Source organism: Pseudomonas sp. p1(2021b), assembly GCF_020151015.1.
Lineage (GTDB): Bacteria > Pseudomonadota > Gammaproteobacteria > Pseudomonadales > Pseudomonadaceae > Aquipseudomonas > Aquipseudomonas putida_K.
Genome location: NZ_CP083746.1, coordinates 1578400 through 1597196, shown reverse-complemented (window position 1 = coordinate 1597196; position 18797 = coordinate 1578400). Strand labels below are relative to the sequence as shown.

Genomic DNA, 18797 nt, shown 5'->3' with positions numbered 1-18797 from the left:
ATGCGCATACTCTGGACACTGCCCTACCTGCCCTGGCCCACCACCAGCGGCAGCAAGACCCGGCAATATCATTTGCTGCGTGAACTGTCACGACAGGGCCACCGGATCACCTTGCTGACGCAATCGAAGGTTCCGCTCGGCGATGCCGCCCGCGAAATGCTGGAACCCTTGGTCGAACGTTTGATCGTACTGCCCCGGCGGCCACTGCATAGCCCGCTCAACTTGTTGGCTTCACCGATCATCGACTACCCCATGCGGGCCATCATCCATGGCCTGGCGCCCTGCCTGCGACACCGCTTCGAACAGTTGCTTGACGAGCCCTGGGACGTGATCCAGATCGAGCACAGCTACAGCTTCCAGCCCTTCGAAAAAGCCCTGCAAGCCCGCCGCCTGCCCTTCATGCTCACCGAGCACAACCTCGAGTCGGTGATGGGGACCGCCTGCCATGACCGCCTACCGCTGTGGCTGCGCCCGCTCAACGCCTTCGACCGCTGGCGCTACCGACGCTGGGAGCAGCGCGTGTTGCGCCAGCCCAGCGAGGTGGTGGCCGTCAGTGCCCATGATGCCGAATGGATCGGGCAGATCAGCGGCCGGCCGGTGAACGTGGTGGTCAACGGTGTCGATTGCGATTATTACCAGGACGTACGGCCGGCCTACCGCAGCCAGCGCCTGCTGTTCGTCGGCAACTTCGAATACGGCGCCAACCTGGAGGCCATCGAATGGGCGCTGGAAGAGATCCTGCCGCAAGTCTGGATGAGCAACCCGGCGGTGCGCCTGGCCATCGCCGGGCATGCGCTACCGGCCAGTTGGAAGCTGCATTGGAACGATCCACGTATCGAATGGATCGGCTATCGCCCGGACCTGAGGGACCTGCAACGACGCTCGGCACTGTTCTTCGCACCCCTGCGCTATGCCGGTGGCTCCAAGGTGAAGATCCTCGAAGCCATGGCCGCCGGGCTGCCAGTACTGACCACCAGCAAAGGGGCATCGGGCCTGGCGATCAACAGCGGCGAGCACTACCTGGGCAGCGACGACAGCGGCCAATTGGCACTGTTGATCACGCAGTTGCTCAACCAGCCCTGGCGCATGTGTCAATTGGGCGAGACAGGTCGGCAGTTCGTGCGCCAGCGCCACGATTGGAGCGTCGCGGCACAGCAACTGATGAACGTGCACATGCGCCTGAGCCAACTAGGGCCGGTCGAAGTCATGGATACTGCGTTGCTCGGGCGTTCAGTCAAGTAACGCGCTGAAGGGAATGAATGACACGCTGTCACCCTGGCGCAACGTGGTGCCCTCTTGCACCTCCACCAGCCCCTCGGCCCAGGCCGCACTGCGCAGCAGGCCGGAGCTCTGGTTCTTGTAGATGTGCGCCTGGCCGTCTTCGATCCGCGCCCGCAGGTATTCGCGCCGACTTCCCGGTTTGGGCCAGTCGAAGCCGGCCGGCACACTGAAACGCAGCGGCCTTACCTGCTGCGCCACACCTTGGCGACGCAGCAGGTAAGGCCGGGTCAGCAAGGCGAAGGTAACCAGGGTCGATGCCGGGTTGCCTGGCAAGCCGATCACCGGAACACCGCGAAAATGCCCGAAGGTCAGCGGCTTGCCCGGCTTGATGGCCAGCTTCCACAATGCCAGCTCGCCCGCTTCGCGCAGCGCCATGCCCAGGTAGTCGGCCTCGCCCACCGAGACACCGCCACTGGAAAGGATCAGGTCGACATCGCCAAGCCCCGCGAGGCATTCGCGGGTACGCTGCAGGTCGTCGGCGAGGATGCCTACATCTACCACCTCGCATCCCAGGCGCTGCAACCAGCTGGCCAGCAAACGCCGATTACTGTTGTAGATCTGCCCGGGGCCCAGCGGCTGCCCGGGCTCGACCAGTTCGTCACCGGTGGACAGCACCGCGACGCGCACCTTGCGCACCACCTCGAGCCGGGCAAGGCCCAAGGTTGCCGCCAACCCCAGCTGGATCGGCCCCAGCCGCGTGCCAGCCGCCATCACCTGTTCGCCTACACGCGTCTCCTGCCCTTGCGGGCGTACGTTCTGCCCGGGCTTGAGTGGCTCGAGGAAACGCACCTGGCCGTTTTCCAGTACCTCGGTGTTTTCCTGCATTTCGACGCAATCGGCCCCCTCGGGCAGCGGCGCGCCAGTGAAGATCCGTGCACAGGTGCCCGGCTGCAGCGGTGCAGGGGCATGGCCGGCGAAGATCCGCTGGCTCACCGGCAAAGGCTCGCCCTGCCAATCTGCCAGACGCAGGGCATAGCCATCCATGGCGCTGTTCGGCCAGGGCGGCAGGTCCAGCTCGGCGACCACCTCGCGCGCCAGCACGCGCCCTTGGGCATCGGCCAAGGCCACACGTTCCGAGCCCTTGATCGGCGCCGCTTCGGCCAGCGCCAGCAAGCGCTCCAAGGCTTCTTCCACCGCCATCAGCGGGCGGGGCTTGGCGGCCTCAACCACGGCTTTCACAGGCCGCTGCCTGCTTCAGGTGCGGTACGAAGTTACAAGGGCGATGGCGAGCATCGAGCTGCTCGGCCAGAATACCGTCCCACCCGGTACGCACCGCGTTGGTCGAGCCCGGCAGGCAACACACCAGGGTACCGTTAGCCAGGCCCGCCAAGGCGCGGGACTGCACGGTGGACGTGCCGATATCGGCCACGGAGATCTGCCGGAACAGCTCGCCGAAGCCCTCGACCTGCTTGTCCAACAGGCAGGCGACCGCTTCGGGTGTGCTGTCACGGCCAGTGAAACCGGTGCCGCCAGTGATGAGGACCACCTGCACCTGGTCATCGGCGATCCAGGTGGCGACCTGGGCGCGAATCTTGTACAGGTCGTCCTTGAGCAACATGCGGGCTGCCAGGCGATGGCCCGCCGCGCCCAGGCGGTCGACGAACAACTGGCCGGACGTGTCGGTCTCGAAGGTACGGGTGTCGCTGACCGTGAGCACGGCGATGTTCAGCGGCACGAAGGGAGTGTCTGCCTTGGCTTTCATGGGAGTCCGTCGCAGGAAGAGGAAGATGGCCGCTTTTATATCACAGGCCGACCACGACGCCGCCGTTGTTCTGCGTCAATGCCTGCGCAATGGCGCTATGCTGCACTGTGCAAGGAACTTTGCGTGGACGCCCGGCGTCCTACTAGACATCAAGCACGATCGTACTGGAGAAACACAATGATTCAACGGACCCTTCCCGCTTTCCTGCTCGCCCTCGGCCTGGGCGCCCTCGCTGGCTGCGCATCGCCGACCGTCATCACGCTCAATGATGGCCGCGAGATCCAGGCAGTGGATACTCCTGCCTACGACGAGGACTCCGGTTTCTACGAATTCGAGCAGCTCGACGGCAAGCGCACCCGCATCAACAAGGACCAGATCCGCACCGTCAAGGAGCTGTGATTTGAGTAGCGTTTTTCGGCAAACACTCTTTTTGCAACAAGGGGTTGCGTCGAAAAATGCGATGCAGTAGGATTTTGTTCATCGGAGTGTAGCGCAGCCAGGTAGCGCGTCTCGTTCGGGACGAGAAGGCCGCAGGTTCGAATCCTGTCTCTCCGACCAAATCCTCTCCAAGAAGCCCGCCTCGAGCGGGCTTTTTGTTGTCTTTGGAAAAGCTGGGGCCTGCGGCCCAATCGCGGGACAAGCCCGCTCCTACAGAGGACCGCGAGCGCCGCCGCACCTGTGGGAGCGGGTGCGCCCCGCGATTGATCCGTGAGCCCACCGCCAAAAAAAACGCCCCTGGGAGGGGCGTTCTTCGCGACAGCGTTACTGCACCGTGACCGCTTCGGCCACCGCCTCTTCAGGCTGCACCGGAACGTACAGCAGCTGCAGACGCGCGCTGCTCCATTCACGGGTCTTGTTGGTCAGCTCGAGGTTATTGTTCAGCTTCTGGCCGTAGGTCGGCACGATTTCCTTGAGCTTGGCCTGCCATTCAGGGCTCCGGACGCGGTCCTTGAAGGTCTTCTCCAGCACCGTCAGCATGATCGGCGCCGCGGTGGATGCACCTGGCGAAGCCCCCAGCAGCGCAGCGATGGTGCCGTCCTGGGAAGCCACCACCTCGGTGCCGAACTGCAGGATGCCGCCGTGCTCGGGGTCCTTCTTGATCACCTGGACACGCTGACCGGCCTGCAGCAGTTTCCAGTCCTCGTTCTTGGCGTTGGGGAAGTATTCACGCAGGGCATTCATGCGGTCATCGAAGCTGAGCATCAGCTGGCCCATCAGGTAGGTGCTCAGGTCGATGTTGTCGATGCCGGCGTTCATCATCGGCATGATGTTGTGCGTGGTCAGCGATGCGAACATGTCCAGCAGCGAGCCATTTTTCAGGTACTTGGTGGAGAAGGTCGCAAACGGGCCGAACAGCAGCACTTCCTTGCCATCGATCATGCGGGTATCCAGGTGCGGTACCGACATCGGCGGCGCACCGACCGAGGCCTTGCCGTACAGCTTGGCCTTGTGACGAGCGACGATGTCCGGGTTGTCGGTCATCAGGAACTGGCCACCCACCGGGAACCCTGCGTAGCCTTCGGCTTCCGGGATGCCGGACTTCTGCAGCAGCTTGAGGGCACCGCCACCGGCACCGATGAACACGAACTTCGCGTTGACGCGGGTTTCCCGGCCACCGTTGGCCAGGTCCGCCACCACCACGTTCCAGCTGCCGTCGTCGTTGCGCACGATATCGCGCACTTCATGGCGCAGGTGCACCTGGACGTTGGGGTTGCGGGTCATCGACGCAAACAGCTGGCGGGTGATCTCACCGAAATTGACGTCGGTGCCGATGGCCATGCGGGTGGCGGCGACCTTCTGATCAGGCGAACGGCCTTCCATCACGATCGGCACCCACTTGCGGATCTGCTCGTGGTCCTCGGAAATCTCCATGCCGCGGAACAACGAGCTGTGCTGCAGGGCCTCGACGCGCTTGTGCAGGAAGGCAACGTTCTCGTCACCCCAGACGAAGCTCATGTGCGGCACGTTGTTGATGAAGGACTTCGGGTTGCTCAGCACGCCCTGCTCGACCTGGTAGGCCCAGAACTGCTTGGAGACCTCGAACTGCTCGTTGACGTTGACCGCCTTGCTGATGTCGATCTTGCCGTCCTTGCCTTCGCTGGTGTAGTTCAGCTCGCAGAAGGCCGAGTGGCCGGTACCGGCGTTGTTCCAACCGTTGGAGCTTTCCTCGGCGACTTGGTCCATGCGCTCGTAGACGTCGACCTTCCAGTTCGGCTCGAGCTCGGTAAGGTAGGTACCCAGGCTCGCACTCATGATGCCGCCGCCGATGAGCAGGACATCGACGGACTTTTCCGGCTCACCGGGCTTGGAGCAGCCGATGACGCTCAGGCACAGGAGCGTCAGCAGGATTTTTTTCATAGTTCAATCCAATTGAAGTGAAGTGGCTGGCATTGCCCTGACCCCGCTGTGCACGCCCGGTTGTTGTTCTGGCTCGCGCGGCCTCTCGCGTCAGCGACGCGCCATCCTGCGGCAACTGGCCTGCAGGACCGGTGAAGGTCGGCGCCTGGGGTTTCGATGGATCGGGGCAGGATTGCCGTGGGCCCTTGGCCCGGCTCGCCCTCAAGCAGAAGTTGTGCCAGTTTCACCAAGACCAACGGCTAATAGCTAGGACGTGTGGTCGCACCCCATCTTTAGCGGTTTTGCTGGCGACAATCCGCCACATTACCTTGCCCTTTGGGCATGCAAATGGCGGGTTTCCCCCGCCCGGTGTGCCCTGCCTCTCTGTAGGAGCGGGCTTGTCCCGCGATTGGGCCGGGCCTGCTGCACCTGCTCGGCGCCCTCCTCGCTGCGCATCGCCGCCAGGCTGCCGCCGAGCAGGGTGAGGACTTGCACTCTGAGGGATTTACGCAACATCGGTCGGTCTCGGAACAAGGCGATAGCGGAACCAGGGGAAGACGAGACAGCGCCGCCCATGCGACGAAAGCGTCTAGCCCGGGCTGAACTGCAGGGCGGCCAAGCGGGCGTACAACGGGCTTTGCTCGATCAGTTGGCGGTGGTTGCCCACCGCCACCACGCGCCCGTGGTCGATCACCGCGATGCGCTCGGCATGCTGTACGGTGGCCAGGCGGTGGGCGATGACCAGGGTGGTGCGCCCGGCCATCAGGGGCGGCAGCGCCTGCTGGATTAGATGCTCGCTCTGGGCATCGAGGGCGCTGGTGGCTTCATCGAGCAACAGGATCGGCGCATCCAGCAGCAGCGCACGGGCGATCGCCAGGCGCTGGCGCTGGCCGCCGGAGAGCCCTAGGCCACCCTCCCCCAGAAGGGTCTGGTAACCCTGGGGCAGTTGTTCGATGAACGCGTGGGCATGGGCGCTGCGGGCCGCCGCCTCCACCTCGGCCAGGCTGGCCTCGGGCCGCCCATAGCGGATATTGGCCTCGACAGTGCCGCGAAACAGCGCCGGGTTCTGGGCCACCAGGGCAAACTGGCGACGCAGGTCGCTTGGGTCCAGCTCGGTGATCGCCTGGCCATCGAGCAGGATCTGCCCACGCTGGGGGTCGTAGAACCGCAGCAACAGGTCGAACAACGTGGATTTGCCAGCCCCCGAAGGCCCGACCAGCGCCACGGTCTGCCCCGGTTCGATGACCAGGTCCAGGCCATCGATGGCCGCCACGCCCGGGCGCGACGGGTAGGCAAAATGCAGGTCGCGCAGCTCGATGCGGCCACGGGACCGCCCCGCAGCCAGGGCGCTCGCCTGCAGCGGTGGCAGGATCGCGCTGCGGGCCGCCAACAGTTCGGCAATGCGCTCGGCCGCTCCGGCAGCACGCTGCAGCTCGCCGATCACCTCGCTGAGGGTGCCGAAGGCGCTGCCGACGATCAGGCTGTAGAACACGAAAGCAGCCAGTTCGCCCCCGGAGATACGCCCGGCGATGACGTCCATGCCACCGACCCATAGCATCACCCCGACCGCCCCCAGCACCAGCACGATCACCAAGGTGATCAACCAGGCGCGTTGGGCAATCCGCCGCCGGGCCACGGCGAACGCCGCCTCCACCGTATCGGCGAAACGCTCGCGATCCAACGCCTGATGATTGTAGGCCTGCACAGTCTTGATCTGGCCCAGGGTCTCGGCCACGTAGCTACCCACGTCGGCCACCCGGTCCTGGCTCTGGCGCGACAGGCTGCGCACCCTGCGACCGAACAGCAGGATCGGCGCCAGCACCAACGGCAGCGCCAATACCACGATGCTGGTCAGCTTGGGGTTGGTGACGAACAGCAATGCCACGCCACCGATCACCATCAAGGCATTGCGCAGGAACATCGACAGCGACGAGCCGATCACCGACTGCAGCAAGGTGGTGTCGGCGGTCAGCCGCGACTGGATCTCCGAGCTACGGTTGTCCTCGAAGAACCCCGGATGCAAACCGATCAGGTGATCGAACACCGCCCTGCGAATATCCGCTACGCAGCGCTCGCCGATCCATGAGACCAGGTAGAACCGGCTGAACGTACCGACCGCCAGGGCCAGTACCAGCAGCAGGAACAGGCCGATAGTCTGGTTCAACTGCTGGGGAGAACGGGTCATGAAACCTTGGTCGACCAACAGGCGGATGCCCTGGCCCATCGACAAAGTGATCCCGGCGGTGACCACCAGCGCCAGCAAGGCCAACACCACCTGTTTGCGATACGGGCGAATGAACTGCCAGGCCAGACGCAGGGCGCGGCGTTGACGGGAAGAAACCGGTTCGGGCATGAAAAGACCATCCGCTGCCAGGAGAGTGCACACTACCACTGATCCGCTCGAACGGAACCGCAAGGCCCCACCCGGCGTCGTTTGCACAGCGAGGCCCAGCGATGGGAAGCACGGGCCGATCCCTATGCGCTTTCGGTCTAACAGGCCTCTGGAGCTTTACCACACTTTCTGGTGGACTATCCCTGCCGCGACGCCAGGGAGCTGTCACAGGCCAGTCACGGCACCGGGGTTATCCTGAGCTTGAACCTGATGAGGAGACAGGACATGAGCTTGCAACATAGCAGCGAAGCACCGAAGACCACCCACCAGCCGCAGCCGAAGGTGTGCGGTTCGATCATCGACGCCCAGGGACGCGAGGTCCCGATCACCGAGCAGATGATCCAGCAGGCCTGCAAGGAGCTGGAGGAAAGCCGAGTGAAACAGGTGCCCAAGGCGTAAGCCAGGAATGACTTCGACCCGGCGCTTGCGCCGGGTTTTTATTTGCCTTTCGCCGGCAAGCCGGCGATAGCAGCAGCCAAGGAACGTCAGGCGAGCACAGCCCCCAGCGCGTTGACCACCTGCGCCAACTGCGGTGCCTCGCCCCGCAGGCGCACTGCCAGCCCCTCGATCTCGCGCCGCACCGGGTAGTGCTTGCGCAGCAGGTCGAACGCGGCACGCTGCTCGGCCGGCTCTTCGCTCAAGCTGCGACGGAAATCCGCGTCGTCGCGACGCGGGTCGTACACCGCGCGACACAAGGTGGCCAGGGCCCAGGCGGGCTCGGCACTGGCGTCCAGGTCAACCTGCGCCAGCGCCGCTGCCGGCAGCAGGTCGGCCAGTTGCACTTGCTCGGGCTCCCCCCGCCAGCGGCAGAACGCCTGGTAGATCTGCGCCGTACCGCGCTGCTTGCCATCGAGGCTATAGCCGGCGATATGCGGTGTGGCCAAGGTGCACAGGTCGGCAAGGTCCAGGTCCACCTGTGGCTCGCCTTCCCATACATCCAGCACCGCATGCACGTCTTCGCGATCGAGCAGCAGCTCGCGCAGCGCATGGTTGTCCACCACCGGGCCACGGCTGGCGTTGATCAGCCAGGCCCCCGCCCGCAGGCGTGCCAGCTGCTCCTCGCCCAGCAGGTGCCAGGTCGGGTGTTCGCCATCACGCTGCAACGGCGTGTGCAGGCTGATCACGTCACAGGTTTCGAGCAAGGTATCGAGGCTGACGAAATCCCCGCCCTCCTGCGCCTGGCGGGGCGGGTCGCACACCAACACCTTCCAGCCCAGGCCACGCAGCACGCGCACCAGGCGCTCGCCCACCTGCCCGGCACCGACCACACCGTACACCCGCTCGCTCAGCCTGGCGCCATCGAGCTCGGCCAGGGTCAACAGGCTGCCCAGTACGTAGTCCACCACGCCACGGGCGTTGCAACCCGGCGCGCTGCTCCAGTGGATACCGACTTGGGCGAAGTAGTCGAGGTCGAGGTGGTCGGTGCCGATGGTGCAGGTACCGACGAAGCGTACCTGGCTGCCTTCGAGCAGTCGCCGGTCGACCTGGGTCACCGAACGCACCAGCAGTACATCGGCGTCCTTGACGCAGGCCGCGTCGATGCTGCGCCCTGGGTAACGGCGGATCTCGCCGAACCCGGCGAAGAAGGCATCGAGCAGCGGAATATTCTCGTCGGCAACTATCAGCATGGCGCTCTCCTGTCAGGGGAACGCAGTGTAGGCCCTCTGCAGGGCGCGATCCAGCGGGCTCAGTCGGCCTTCTTGCGGATCCAGTACAGGTAGGTGCCAGCCTGCTCCTGCTGCTCCAGCAGTTCATGGCCGAGGAAGTTGCAGAACTTGGGGATATCGCGACGGGTCGAGGGATCGGTGGCGATCACCTTGAGCAGGCCTCCCGCGGCCAGGTCACGTACATGCTGGTGCAGCATCATCACCGGCTCCGGGCAATTCAGGCCAGTGGCATCGAGGACGGCGTCAGGGGTGAATTCGGTCATGGGGGGCTCCAAATGATGGGGCATTGTCGCGCATCGGGCGCCAGGCTCCAAGAGGGCTGCCCTGTAGGAGCGGGATTGCCCCGCGATCAAGGGCACAGCCCTTGCCAGGCGGCAGAGCTATCGCGGGTTACCGCGGCTGAGGTCCAGCCGCCGCAGGTGACAGGTGACTTCCTCGCGGTCGTGGTACAGCTGCTTGCAGGCGATCGACACCTTGATCTTGCGCGCCTTGAAACCCGCCTCGATCCGGTCGAGCAGCCGACGCACCTCGGCATAACGCTGCTTCATCGGCAATTTGAGGTTGACCACCGCCTCACGGCACAGCCCCTCGCCCAGCCAGGTCTCGATCAAGGCCGCCGTACGCGCAGGCTTCTCGACGATGTCGCAGACCATCCAGTCCACCGTCTGCCGCGGTTGCCAGGTAAACCCATCGGCCATCAGGTGCTGGACCAGGCCAGTATCCATCAGGCTCTCGGCCATGGGGCCGTTGTCGATGGCAGTCACCAACATCCCGCGCTTGACCAGTTGGTAAGTCCAGCCGCCGGGAGAAGCCCCCAGGTCGACGCCGGTCATGTCATCGTTCAGGCGTTGATCCCATTGGTCGCGCGGGATGAACTGGTGCCAGGCCTCTTCCAGCTTGAGGGTCGAACGGCTCGGCGCCTCGCGTGGGAACTTCAGGCGTGGGATGCCCATGGGCCAAAGCGCCGAATTGTCGGCTTCGGCCAGGCCTACGAAAACCCGCCGGCCACTGATGAACGTCAGCAGCAGGCGTGGCCCGCCCGCCTTCTCCACCAGGTGCCCGGCCTTTTCCAGCGCTTTGCGCAGCGGTACTTCGAACTTGCGGCAGAAGGTCGACAATTCCTTGCCTTCGTTGCTGTCGAGCACCTCCAGCCACAGGCTGCTGCACACCGGGTAACTGGCCAGGTGCTCGAGCAGGACACTGATACGGTCGCTTTCCGGCAAGTCGATAAACAGGCCTCGGGCCCACTGGCGCGGGAAAATCAGCCGATCGAAGCGCAGTTCACGCATCAGCCGCTCGCCGCCGTCTGGTTCGGCGCAGACGAACTCGGCACAGGCACTCTGCGGCTTGCCCTTGGCGTAGCCGGCAACGCCCAGACGGGCGGCGTGTTCGCTGATTTCGGCGCAGACCTCGCCCTCGAAACCGGGCCGGCAATGCATGAACAGGGTATTCATCTTTCACTCCACTTCGCTGGCATCGGTCGCCAGCCTTGATCCGGCGCAAGACAGGCGCCGGCAGGGCGGCGATGATAAAGGAAGATCGGAACCTGCGACACGCCCCACCGGTCCAGAATTGAGTCAGGGTCGGCAAACCGGTCTACCCTGAGCATTCAGCCAGGTCCGTGCCGTGCGGACCGTCACAGAGCGGTGACACCGGCCTGGAATTGCCGGGCACCGGCGCAGAAGGAGTTGGCAATGCCCTCGCTCGATAGCCTGAACAGCCTCAAGACACTCAAGGTCGCAGAGCAGACCTACCACTATTTCAGCCTCGCCGAGGCCGCCCGGCAGCTAGGTGACCTACAGCGCCTGCCCATGTCGCTCAAGGTGTTGCTGGAAAACCTGCTGCGCTGGGAGGACGGCAAGACCGTCACCGGCGACGACCTGCAGGCCCTGGCCGACTGGCTCGGTGAACGCCACTCGGACCGGGAAATCCAGTACCGCCCGGCGCGGGTGCTGATGCAGGACTTCACCGGCGTGCCCGCCGTGGTCGACCTGGCGGCGATGCGCGCGGCCATGGCCAAGGCCGGCGGCGATCCGCAGCGGATCAACCCGCTTTCTCCGGTGGACCTGGTGATCGACCACTCAGTGATGGTCGACCGCTACGCCAGCCCCGCCGCCTTCGCCCAGAACGTCGACATCGAGATGCAGCGCAATGGTGAACGCTACGCCTTCCTGCGCTGGGGCCAAAGCGCGTTCGACAACTTCCGTGTGGTACCGCCGGGCACCGGGATCTGCCACCAGGTCAACCTGGAATACCTCGGCCGCACGGTCTGGACCCGCGAAGAGGACGGTCGCACCTATGCCTTCCCCGACACCCTGGTCGGGACCGACTCGCACACCACCATGATCAACGGCCTGGGCGTGCTCGGTTGGGGCGTGGGCGGCATCGAGGCGGAAGCGGCGATGCTCGGCCAGCCGGTGTCGATGCTGATCCCCGAAGTCATCGGCTTCAAGCTGACCGGCAAGTTGCGTGAAGGCATCACCGCCACCGACCTGGTGCTGACCGTGACCCAGATGCTGCGCAAGAAGGGCGTGGTGGGCAAGTTCGTGGAGTTCTACGGCGACGGCCTGGCCGACCTGCCCCTGGCCGACCGCGCCACCATCGCCAACATGGCGCCCGAATACGGCGCCACCTGCGGGTTCTTCCCGGTCGACCAGGTGACTTTGGACTACCTGCGCCTGTCCGGGCGGCCGGAGGCCACCGTGCAACTGGTGGAAGCCTATTGCAAGGAACAGGGGCTGTGGCGTCTGCCTGGCCATGAACCGGCGTTCAGCGACACCCTGTCGCTGGACATGCACGACGTCGAAGCGAGCCTGGCCGGGCCCAAACGGCCCCAGGACCGAGTCGCACTGTCCCAGGTCAGCCAGGCCTTCGACCATTTCATCGAGCTGCAGCCCAAGCCCCTGGCCAAGGAAGTCGGTCGCCTGGAAAGCGAAGGTGGTGGCGGCGTGGCGGTCGGCAACGCCGACCAGGCCGGCGAGATCGACTACACCCACGAGGGCCAGACGCACACCCTGCGCGACGGCGCCGTGGTGATCGCGGCAATCACCTCCTGCACCAACACCTCCAACCCGAGCGTGATGATGGCCGCAGGCTTGGTGGCCAAGAAGGCCATCGAAAAGGGGCTTGCCCGCAAGCCCTGGGTGAAAAGCTCCCTGGCGCCCGGCTCCAAAGTGGTCACCGACTACTTCAAGGCCGCCGGCCTTACCCCCTACCTCGACCAGCTCGGCTTCGACCTGGTCGGCTACGGCTGTACCACCTGCATCGGCAACTCAGGACCACTGGACGAAGCCATCGAGCACGCCATCGGCTCGGCGGACCTGACCGTGGCCTCGGTGCTCTCGGGCAACCGCAACTTCGAAGGTCGCGTCCACCCACTGGTGAAAACCAACTGGCTGGCCTCGCCCCCCCTGGTGGTCGCCTATGCCTTGGCCGGCAGCGTACGCACCGACCTGACCCGCGACCCGCTGGGCACCGGCAAGGATGGCCAGCCGGTCTACCTGCGCGACATCTGGCCCAGCCAGCAGGAGATCGCCGATGCCGTGGCCAAGGTCGACACGGCCATGTTCCACAAGGAATACGCCGAAGTCTTCGCCGGCGACGCGCAGTGGCAAGCCATCGAAGTGCCCCAGGCCGCCACCTATGTCTGGCAGGCCGATTCCACCTATATCCAGCACCCGCCGTTCTTCGACGACATCGGTGGCCCACTGCCGCAGATCCGCGATATCCAGGGCGCGCGCATACTCGCCCTGCTCGGCGATTCGGTGACCACCGACCACATCTCCCCGGCCGGCAACATCAAGGCCGAGAGCCCGGCCGGGCGCTACCTGCGCAGCAAGGGTGTGGAACCCCGCGACTTCAATTCCTATGGTTCGCGACGCGGCAACCATGAGGTCATGATGCGCGGCACCTTCGCCAACATCCGCATCCGCAACGAAATGCTGCGGGGCGAGGAAGGCGGCAACACCGTGCACGTGCCCAGCGGCGAGAAGCTGTCGATCTATGACGCGGCCATGCGCTACCAGGCTGAAGGCACGCCACTGGTGGTGATCGCCGGCCAGGAGTACGGCACCGGCTCCAGCCGCGACTGGGCGGCCAAGGGTACCAACCTGCTGGGGGTCAAGGCGGTGCTGGCCGAAAGTTTCGAGCGTATCCACCGCTCCAACCTGGTGGGGATGGGCGTGCTGCCGTTGCAGTTCAGGGCTGGCGAAGACCGCAAGGTCCTCGGCCTGACCGGCACCGAGCGCATCGACGTGCTGGGCTTGACCGGCGCGCAGGTCCACCCCGGCATGACCTTGCCGCTGCGCATCACCCGCGAGGATGGCCAACAGCAACAGATCGAAGTGCTATGTCGGATCGATACGCTCAATGAAGTGGAGTACTTCAAGGCCGGCGGCATCCTTCACTACGTGTTGCGGCAATTGATCGCAGCGTGAACCCACGACCCGGGGCCGCTTCGCGGCCCCTGTGGGGGCGACCTTGCGCTGCGAGGGGCTGCGCGGCAGCATCGCAATGACGTGTCCTGGACGACACCCGGTGAGTCGTATCCTTACCTGCCTCACCCTCGACAAGGACTTCCCATGCCCCTCCCTCCCATCAGCGCCCTGCTCCTGCTCGGCTTCGGCTACCTCCTGGCCTTGGCATACGGCAGCCTCGGCCTGGCCAGCCTACCCGCTTTCATCGCCCTGCTCGGAGCCTACCTGCTGGTCCGCCGCCAGGTACGCTGGCAGCAGGTCCTTGGCCATGCCTCCTTCATCGCCCTGGCCATCGCGCTCGCCCTGCATTGGCTGCCTGGCTTCAATGGCGCCAAGGTGATCGACAAGGCTGTCTTCAGTCCTGGCGCCGTACCCTTCTCCATGTACCTGAACCTGGACAAACCCCTGATCGGCGCCTGGCTGCTGCTGGCCTGTCCCTGGGTCCTGGCCTGGCGGGGTCGCGGCTGGGGGGCGAGCCTGGCCCTCACGTTACCTGCTACCGTGCTCGTCTGCCTGGGCGGTGCCTGGGCTGCAGGGCTGGTGGCCTGGGCGCCGAAATGGCCAGACCAGGCCTGGATCTGGCTGCTGAACAATCTGTTGCTGGTAAGCCTTACAGAAGAACTGTTGTTCCGCGGCTACATTCAGGGCGGCCTGCAACGCCTGTTCGGCCATGACCACTTGGCCTTGCTCGCTGCCGCCCTGTTGTTCGGCCTGGCGCACCTGGGGGGCGGCTGGCAATGGGTCTGCCTCGCCAGCCTCGCCGGCATCGGCTATGGCCTGGCCTATCGCCATGGCGGGTTGCTCGCAGCCGTGCTGTGTCACTTCGGCCTGAACCTGGCGCATTTCGTAGGCTTCACCTATCCGATGCTAGCGCCCTATGCAATCCATTAAATAAACACTCAATAAAAGTCCGGACATGCCGATACCAGTCCAAAGCCTTGCGGATTGAGCCCCATGCGTAACAACCAGCCCATTACCCAGAGAGAACGGACGTTTCCTGCCGAGCAGCGGTTGATCTCCACCACCAACGCCAAGGGCGTGATCACCTACTGCAACGATGCCTTCATCGACATCAGTGGCTTTTCTCGCGAGGAGCTCACGGGCGCGCCCCATAACCTGGTGCGTCATCCCGACGTGCCGTCGGCGGTGTTCGCCCATATGTGGCAGACCCTCAAGCAGGGCCTGCCCTGGATGGGCATCGTCAAGAACCGCTGCAAGTCCGGCGACCATTATTGGGTCAATGCCTATGTCACGCCTGTGTTCGAACACAACCAGGTGGTCGGCTACGAGTCGGTGCGGGTCAAGCCCACGGCCGAGCAGATCCGCCGGGCCGAGGCGCTGTACCAGCGCATCAACCAGGGCAGGCCCGCGATCCCGCGGCGCGACAAATGGCTGCCGGTGCTGCAGGACTGGCTGCCGTTCATCCTGATCAGCCAGATCGGCTTCTGCATCGGCAACTGGCTTGGCCACTCCTGGGGCTTCGCCCTGGCGGCGGGCCTCTCGGTGCCGCTCGGCCTGCTTGGCCTGGGTTGGCAACAGCGTGGGCTCAAGCGCTTGTTGCGCTTGGCCGAGCAGACCACGTCCGACCCGTTGATCGCACAGATGTACACCGACAGCCGCGGCGTCCAGGCACGCCTGGAAATGGCCATGCTCAGCCAGGATGCACGCCTGAAGACGTGCCTGACGCGCCTGCAGGACAGCGCCGAACACCTGAGCGACCAGGCTCGCCAGTCCGATGCGTTGGCCCACCAGAGCTCCACCGGGCTTGAGCGCCAGCGCGTGGAAACCGAGCAGGTGGCCGCCGCAGTCAACCAGATGGCCGCCACCACCCAGGAAGTGGCCAACCACGTACAGCGCACCGCCGACGCCACCCAGCAAGCCAACCGCCTGACCAGCCAGGGCCGTCAAATCGCCGGGGAAACCCGTGAAGCCATCGAGCGCCTGTCGGTTGCCGTTGGCGAAACCGGGCAGACCGTCACCCAGCTGGCCAAGGACAGCGACGAGATCGGTGGCGTGGTCGATGTGATCAAGGGCATTGCCGACCAGACCAACCTGCTGGCGCTGAACGCAGCCATCGAGGCCGCCCGGGCGGGCGAGATGGGACGTGGCTTCGCGGTAGTGGCCGATGAGGTTCGTCAGTTGGCCCAGCGCACCGCCGAATCCACCGGGCAGATCCACGGTCTGATCGCCAAGCTGCAGCAGACCGCCAGCAATGCGGTACAGACCATGGAAAATGGCCATCGCCAGGCCCAGGAGGGCGTGGAGCGCGTCATGGAAGCCGACCAGGCACTGGTAGGCATCAGCGAAGCGGTAGCCAATATCACCGACATGGCCACCCAGATCGCCGCCGCGACCGAAGAACAGACCGCCGTGGCCGACGAGATCAGCCGCAACATCAGCACCATCGCCGACCTGGCCGACCAGACCGCCGAACAGGCGCAGCGCTCGGCATTGCTGAGCGAGGAGCTGACCAGCACGGCCGGCAGCCAGTACTCGTTGGTGGAGCGGTTCAATCGCTGAGGCTTGGCCTGACGCAGGGCTGCTTCGCAGCCCATCACCGGCAAGCCGGCTCCCATAGAACAACGCATAACTCATTGAGTTGACAAGGCCTGTAGGAGCGGGCTTGTCCCGCGATTAGGCCGGGCCCGATATCACCGTCGTCTGGCAAGGGCTTCGCCCTTGATCGCGGGACAAGTCGGACCGCCGCACCGCCACTCCTACAGAAGAAGGCGGCGCTAGCCACTTGTTCTCTGCGCGACAGCGCAGCCCGAAGGGCTGGGTGATCTCCCACAGTGATTTCGCAAGTCTTGAGCGCGGCGCAAACGCCGATCGGCCAGCCTCACACCAAGCCGTCAATCACCAATCAAGTGCCAACCGGCTCTCGAAATAACGCGCCTGCCCGGTCAAGGGGTCTTCGAACCGCAAGCTCTGCGCCAACAGTTTCAAGGGCCGCTGGTAGTCGTCCTCTTCGTTGGTCAGCTGCGGATAGAACGGGTCGTTGCAGATAGCTGCGCCCAGCGCCGCCATGTGCACCCGCAACTGGTGCGTCTTGCCGGTCACCGGCGACAGGCCATACCGCCACAATTCGCCGTTCTTCTCCAGCACCTCGGCCAGGGTTTCGCTGTTCGCCACGCCTTCCACTTCGTGCATGCGAAAGAAGGGCTCGCCATGCACCAGACGGCTGCGATGCACCAACGGGAACTCACGCCCAGGCAGCGCTGCAGCGATCGCCTGGTAGCGTTTGTCGATGCGCCGCTCGGGAAACAGCCGTTGGTAGGCCCCGCGACTTTGCGGGTTTGCCGAGAACAGCACCAGCCCTGCGGTGTGGCGGTCGATTCGATGCAATGGCACCAGGTGCGGGTTGTCCAGACGGCGGATCAGGCGGCGCAGCAAGGTCTGCTCGACATACTCCCCGGTGGGCGTGACGGGCAGGAAATGCGGCTTGTCCGCCACCACCAGGTGTTCATCGACGTGCAGAATCGCCTCTTGCACGGGGATCGGCTTTTCATTGGGCACTTCGCGAAAGTAATGCAGGCGCATGCCCTGGCGATAGGGCAGGTCCGCCGGGATCGCCCGCCCCTCGGCATCCAATATCCGCCCACGGGCAAAGCGGTCGAGCCACTGTTCGCGACCGATGCCCTTGAAGTGATCGCTCAGGCAATCGAGCACGGTCGTCCAACGGCCAGGGGGCAGGCATACGGTACTGGCTTGCTGGCGGGCGGGGTCGAAAGGTGCGGTCATGGCAAGGCTCGGGCATTCAAAGGCGGGCATTATCCGTCATGCCCGCTGGCTCAACCAGCCTGGCCGGTCAACTCACTGCGCTCCTTCAACCAGCGCAACACCTGCACGGCCTCCCAACGACCTGGATCGAACAGGGCATAGACCAACCCTTGGTACCCCACCACATCCAGGGGGCGGTGGTAGCCGGCGCGCTGGAACAGCGCCTCGATTTCGGCAAAGCAGGTGTTGAAATGGACCTTGCCAAAGGGTGTCCGGTCGTCGGTCACCAAGCCTTCGAGCCGCAGCTCCAGCACGGCTTCGCATACGCGCTCCGGCGGCATGCGATTGACGCTGTATTTCAATTGCTCGACATTGAGCATGTGGCATCCCTGATGCTGTATTTATATACAGCATACGGATGCAGCAGCGCCTGCGTCAATCGTCTCAATGCAACCCCTGGAGGTAACCGCTGCCACGGCGAACGGTCAGCACCTCCCGTCGCGGCGCCCCTACCGCCACGGCAAGATGGACCCAGCGGTCATACTCCAGGATCAATTGGTCGAACATCAGGTCGCTGTCGAGGATGCGCTGAACCACTTCCCGAGGCTCGATTTCCACCACATTGAAATCGGCGGCCAGCCCGGAAAGGTGGGCACTGTTGCGAGCGCCGCCCACCCGCTGATTGACGGCCGGGCTGCGAAAACCACTGCTGATCAGAACAGGGGCACGACACAACTCGCGCACCCCCTCCAGTGCCTGGCACAACAGGTCAAGATTGGCCAAGGCCTGCGGGCCCGGTTCGTTGTCCAGGCCTTCACGCGCGGCGACTTGGGAAACGGTCATTTCTGCGAGGGTGAAATGGGGGGTAATGAACATCGCGGTACTCCAGGGTTTGGATCGGACCCGAATTTTCGATCCACGCCCCGTTGGATGCAGGATGGAGATGACTCCTGCCCGAGCACTTCTCACCCCAAGAACGCCACCACCTGCTCGGCATCGAACGGCCAACCCAGTTCAGCCCCCGTGTCGCAACGGCGCAACACCGGGATGCTCAAGCCATAGCGCTCGAACAAGGCCTCACTGTCGGCGATATCGACCAGTTCGACCAGCAGACCGTGCTCGACAAAAGGCATCAGCACGGCCTCGGCGACTTCGCACAAATGGCACCCAACGGTGCCGAACAGTTGGCATTCAGGCAGCATGGCCAGGCCCCGGGTCTATGG

Annotated in this window: 17 protein-coding genes and 1 tRNA gene; 7 read left to right on the top strand and 11 right to left on the bottom strand. The window is 64.6% G+C overall.

The features are described 5' to 3' along the window. The gene (locus K8374_RS07435; protein WP_224458493.1) at nucleotides 1–1242 is read left to right on the top strand and encodes a glycosyltransferase family 4 protein; all 1242 of its coding nucleotides are present in this window, start codon (nucleotides 1–3) and stop codon (nucleotides 1240–1242) included. Here the strand turns inward: K8374_RS07435 and glp are convergent. Continuing rightward, complete coding sequence (gene glp / locus K8374_RS07430; RefSeq protein ID WP_411969634.1) at nucleotides 1231–2421, bottom strand: gephyrin-like molybdotransferase Glp; 1191 nt, start codon at nucleotides 2419–2421, stop codon at nucleotides 1231–1233. The two genes, K8374_RS07435 and glp, sit on opposite strands and share 12 nt — an antisense overlap. 22 nt (nucleotides 2422–2443) lie before the next feature. Continuing rightward, a complete protein-coding gene (moaB, locus tag K8374_RS07425) occupies nucleotides 2444–2983 on the bottom strand; it encodes a molybdenum cofactor biosynthesis protein B (RefSeq protein ID WP_224458491.1) in 540 nt (179 codons plus the stop codon). A gap of 177 nt (nucleotides 2984–3160) precedes the next feature. Here moaB and K8374_RS07420 point away from each other — a divergent pair, with 177 nt between their 5' ends. Together K8374_RS07420 and K8374_RS07415 are read left to right on the top strand one after the other, a co-directional pair. Next, entirely contained in the window at nucleotides 3161–3382 is a 222-nt protein-coding gene (locus K8374_RS07420) for a YgdI/YgdR family lipoprotein (protein ID WP_084859043.1), read from the top strand. An 82-nt stretch (nucleotides 3383–3464) separates the two neighbouring features. Beyond that, nucleotides 3465–3541: transfer RNA gene (locus K8374_RS07415), tRNA-Pro, on the top strand. Nucleotides 3542–3745: 204 nt separating this feature from the next. Here K8374_RS07415 and mqo read toward each other — a convergent pair. After that, the gene (gene mqo / locus K8374_RS07410) at nucleotides 3746–5341 is read right to left on the bottom strand and encodes a malate dehydrogenase (quinone) (protein ID WP_224458490.1); all 1596 of its coding nucleotides are present in this window, start codon (nucleotides 5339–5341) and stop codon (nucleotides 3746–3748) included. A gap of 568 nt (nucleotides 5342–5909) precedes the next feature. Next, nucleotides 5910–7673, bottom strand: coding sequence for an ABC transporter transmembrane domain-containing protein (locus tag K8374_RS07405; protein ID WP_224458489.1), 1764 nt, complete (start codon nucleotides 7671–7673; stop codon nucleotides 5910–5912). Nucleotides 7674–7937: 264 nt separating this feature from the next. Here K8374_RS07405 and K8374_RS07400 point away from each other — a divergent pair, with 264 nt between their 5' ends. Next, entirely contained in the window at nucleotides 7938–8111 is a 174-nt protein-coding gene (locus tag K8374_RS07400; protein ID WP_196145475.1) for a PA1571 family protein, read from the top strand. Nucleotides 8112–8197: 86 nt separating this feature from the next. Here the strand turns inward: K8374_RS07400 and pdxB are convergent, their stop codons facing one another. The 3 genes from pdxB to rlmM form a co-directional block, all read right to left on the bottom strand. Next, nucleotides 8198–9340, bottom strand: a complete 1143-nt coding sequence (gene pdxB / locus K8374_RS07395) for a 4-phosphoerythronate dehydrogenase PdxB (RefSeq protein ID WP_224458488.1) — start codon at nucleotides 9338–9340, stop codon at nucleotides 8198–8200. A 59-nt stretch (nucleotides 9341–9399) separates the two neighbouring features. Further along, nucleotides 9400–9642, bottom strand: coding sequence for a sulfurtransferase TusA (gene tusA / locus K8374_RS07390; protein WP_084859038.1), 243 nt, complete (start codon nucleotides 9640–9642; stop codon nucleotides 9400–9402). A gap of 117 nt (nucleotides 9643–9759) precedes the next feature. After that, complete coding sequence (gene rlmM / locus K8374_RS07385) at nucleotides 9760–10833, bottom strand: 23S rRNA (cytidine(2498)-2'-O)-methyltransferase RlmM (protein ID WP_224458487.1); 1074 nt, start codon at nucleotides 10831–10833, stop codon at nucleotides 9760–9762. Nucleotides 10834–11073: 240 nt separating this feature from the next. On the opposite strand from rlmM, the gene acnA reads away from it, so the two are divergent. The 3 genes from acnA to K8374_RS07370 all read left to right on the top strand — a co-directional run bounded on the left by acnA (nucleotide 11074) and on the right by K8374_RS07370 (nucleotide 16374). Continuing rightward, the gene (acnA, locus tag K8374_RS07380) at nucleotides 11074–13815 is read left to right on the top strand and encodes an aconitate hydratase AcnA (protein WP_224458486.1); all 2742 of its coding nucleotides are present in this window, start codon (nucleotides 11074–11076) and stop codon (nucleotides 13813–13815) included. Nucleotides 13816–13959: 144 nt separating this feature from the next. Then, complete coding sequence (locus K8374_RS07375; protein WP_224458485.1) at nucleotides 13960–14745, top strand: CPBP family intramembrane glutamic endopeptidase; 786 nt, start codon at nucleotides 13960–13962, stop codon at nucleotides 14743–14745. Between the two features lie 63 nt (nucleotides 14746–14808). Further along, nucleotides 14809–16374 carry a methyl-accepting chemotaxis protein gene (locus K8374_RS07370; RefSeq protein ID WP_224458484.1) on the top strand — a complete coding sequence of 522 codons (1566 nt, stop codon included), beginning with the start codon at nucleotides 14809–14811 and terminating at the stop codon, nucleotides 16372–16374. 336 nt (nucleotides 16375–16710) lie between these two features. On the opposite strand, the gene K8374_RS07365 is transcribed toward K8374_RS07370, so the two are convergent. The 4 genes from K8374_RS07365 to K8374_RS07350 all read right to left on the bottom strand — a co-directional run bounded on the left by K8374_RS07365 (nucleotide 16711) and on the right by K8374_RS07350 (nucleotide 18776). After that, nucleotides 16711–17595 carry a pseudouridine synthase gene (locus K8374_RS07365; RefSeq protein WP_224458483.1) on the bottom strand — a complete coding sequence of 295 codons (885 nt, stop codon included), beginning with the start codon at nucleotides 17593–17595 and terminating at the stop codon, nucleotides 16711–16713. Between the two features lie 50 nt (nucleotides 17596–17645). Next, a complete protein-coding gene (locus tag K8374_RS07360; protein ID WP_084855133.1) occupies nucleotides 17646–17954 on the bottom strand; it encodes a transcriptional regulator in 309 nt (102 codons plus the stop codon). A 64-nt stretch (nucleotides 17955–18018) separates the two neighbouring features. After that, nucleotides 18019–18450 carry a D-Ala-D-Ala carboxypeptidase family metallohydrolase gene (locus tag K8374_RS07355; protein ID WP_224458482.1) on the bottom strand — a complete coding sequence of 144 codons (432 nt, stop codon included), beginning with the start codon at nucleotides 18448–18450 and terminating at the stop codon, nucleotides 18019–18021. A gap of 89 nt (nucleotides 18451–18539) precedes the next feature. Further along, nucleotides 18540–18776: a glutaredoxin family protein gene (locus tag K8374_RS07350; protein ID WP_084855131.1), complete on the bottom strand. Its 237-nt coding sequence runs from the start codon at nucleotides 18774–18776 to the stop codon at nucleotides 18540–18542. Between the last annotated feature and the right edge of the window lie 21 nt (nucleotides 18777–18797).

What these genes read in the sequence shown, in the direction of transcription:
- K8374_RS07405 (WP_224458489.1), bottom strand. Translation starts at nt 7,673, where the DNA reads ATGCCCGAACCGGTTTCTTCCCGTCAACGCCGCGCCCTGCGTCTGGCC.
- K8374_RS07375 (WP_224458485.1), top strand. Translation starts at nt 13,960, where the DNA reads ATGCCCCTCCCTCCCATCAGCGCCCTGCTCCTGCTCGGCTTCGGCTAC.
- glp (WP_411969634.1), bottom strand. Translation starts at nt 2,421, where the DNA reads ATGGCGGTGGAAGAAGCCTTGGAGCGCTTGCTGGCGCTGGCCGAAGCG.
- mqo (WP_224458490.1), bottom strand. Translation starts at nt 5,341, where the DNA reads ATGAAAAAAATCCTGCTGACGCTCCTGTGCCTGAGCGTCATCGGCTGC.
- K8374_RS07370 (WP_224458484.1), top strand. Translation starts at nt 14,809, where the DNA reads ATGCGTAACAACCAGCCCATTACCCAGAGAGAACGGACGTTTCCTGCC.
- tusA (WP_084859038.1), bottom strand. Translation starts at nt 9,642, where the DNA reads ATGACCGAATTCACCCCTGACGCCGTCCTCGATGCCACTGGCCTGAAT.
- pdxB (WP_224458488.1), bottom strand. Translation starts at nt 9,340, where the DNA reads ATGCTGATAGTTGCCGACGAGAATATTCCGCTGCTCGATGCCTTCTTC.
- K8374_RS07365 (WP_224458483.1), bottom strand. Translation starts at nt 17,595, where the DNA reads ATGACCGCACCTTTCGACCCCGCCCGCCAGCAAGCCAGTACCGTATGC.
- K8374_RS07360 (WP_084855133.1), bottom strand. Translation starts at nt 17,954, where the DNA reads ATGCTCAATGTCGAGCAATTGAAATACAGCGTCAATCGCATGCCGCCG.
- K8374_RS07420 (WP_084859043.1), top strand. Translation starts at nt 3,161, where the DNA reads ATGATTCAACGGACCCTTCCCGCTTTCCTGCTCGCCCTCGGCCTGGGC.
- rlmM (WP_224458487.1), bottom strand. Translation starts at nt 10,833, where the DNA reads ATGAATACCCTGTTCATGCATTGCCGGCCCGGTTTCGAGGGCGAGGTC.
- K8374_RS07350 (WP_084855131.1), bottom strand. Translation starts at nt 18,776, where the DNA reads ATGCTGCCTGAATGCCAACTGTTCGGCACCGTTGGGTGCCATTTGTGC.
- K8374_RS07355 (WP_224458482.1), bottom strand. Translation starts at nt 18,450, where the DNA reads ATGTTCATTACCCCCCATTTCACCCTCGCAGAAATGACCGTTTCCCAA.
- moaB (WP_224458491.1), bottom strand. Translation starts at nt 2,983, where the DNA reads ATGAAAGCCAAGGCAGACACTCCCTTCGTGCCGCTGAACATCGCCGTG.
- K8374_RS07435 (WP_224458493.1), top strand. Translation starts at nt 1, where the DNA reads ATGCGCATACTCTGGACACTGCCCTACCTGCCCTGGCCCACCACCAGC.
- K8374_RS07400 (WP_196145475.1), top strand. Translation starts at nt 7,938, where the DNA reads ATGAGCTTGCAACATAGCAGCGAAGCACCGAAGACCACCCACCAGCCG.
- acnA (WP_224458486.1), top strand. Translation starts at nt 11,074, where the DNA reads ATGCCCTCGCTCGATAGCCTGAACAGCCTCAAGACACTCAAGGTCGCA.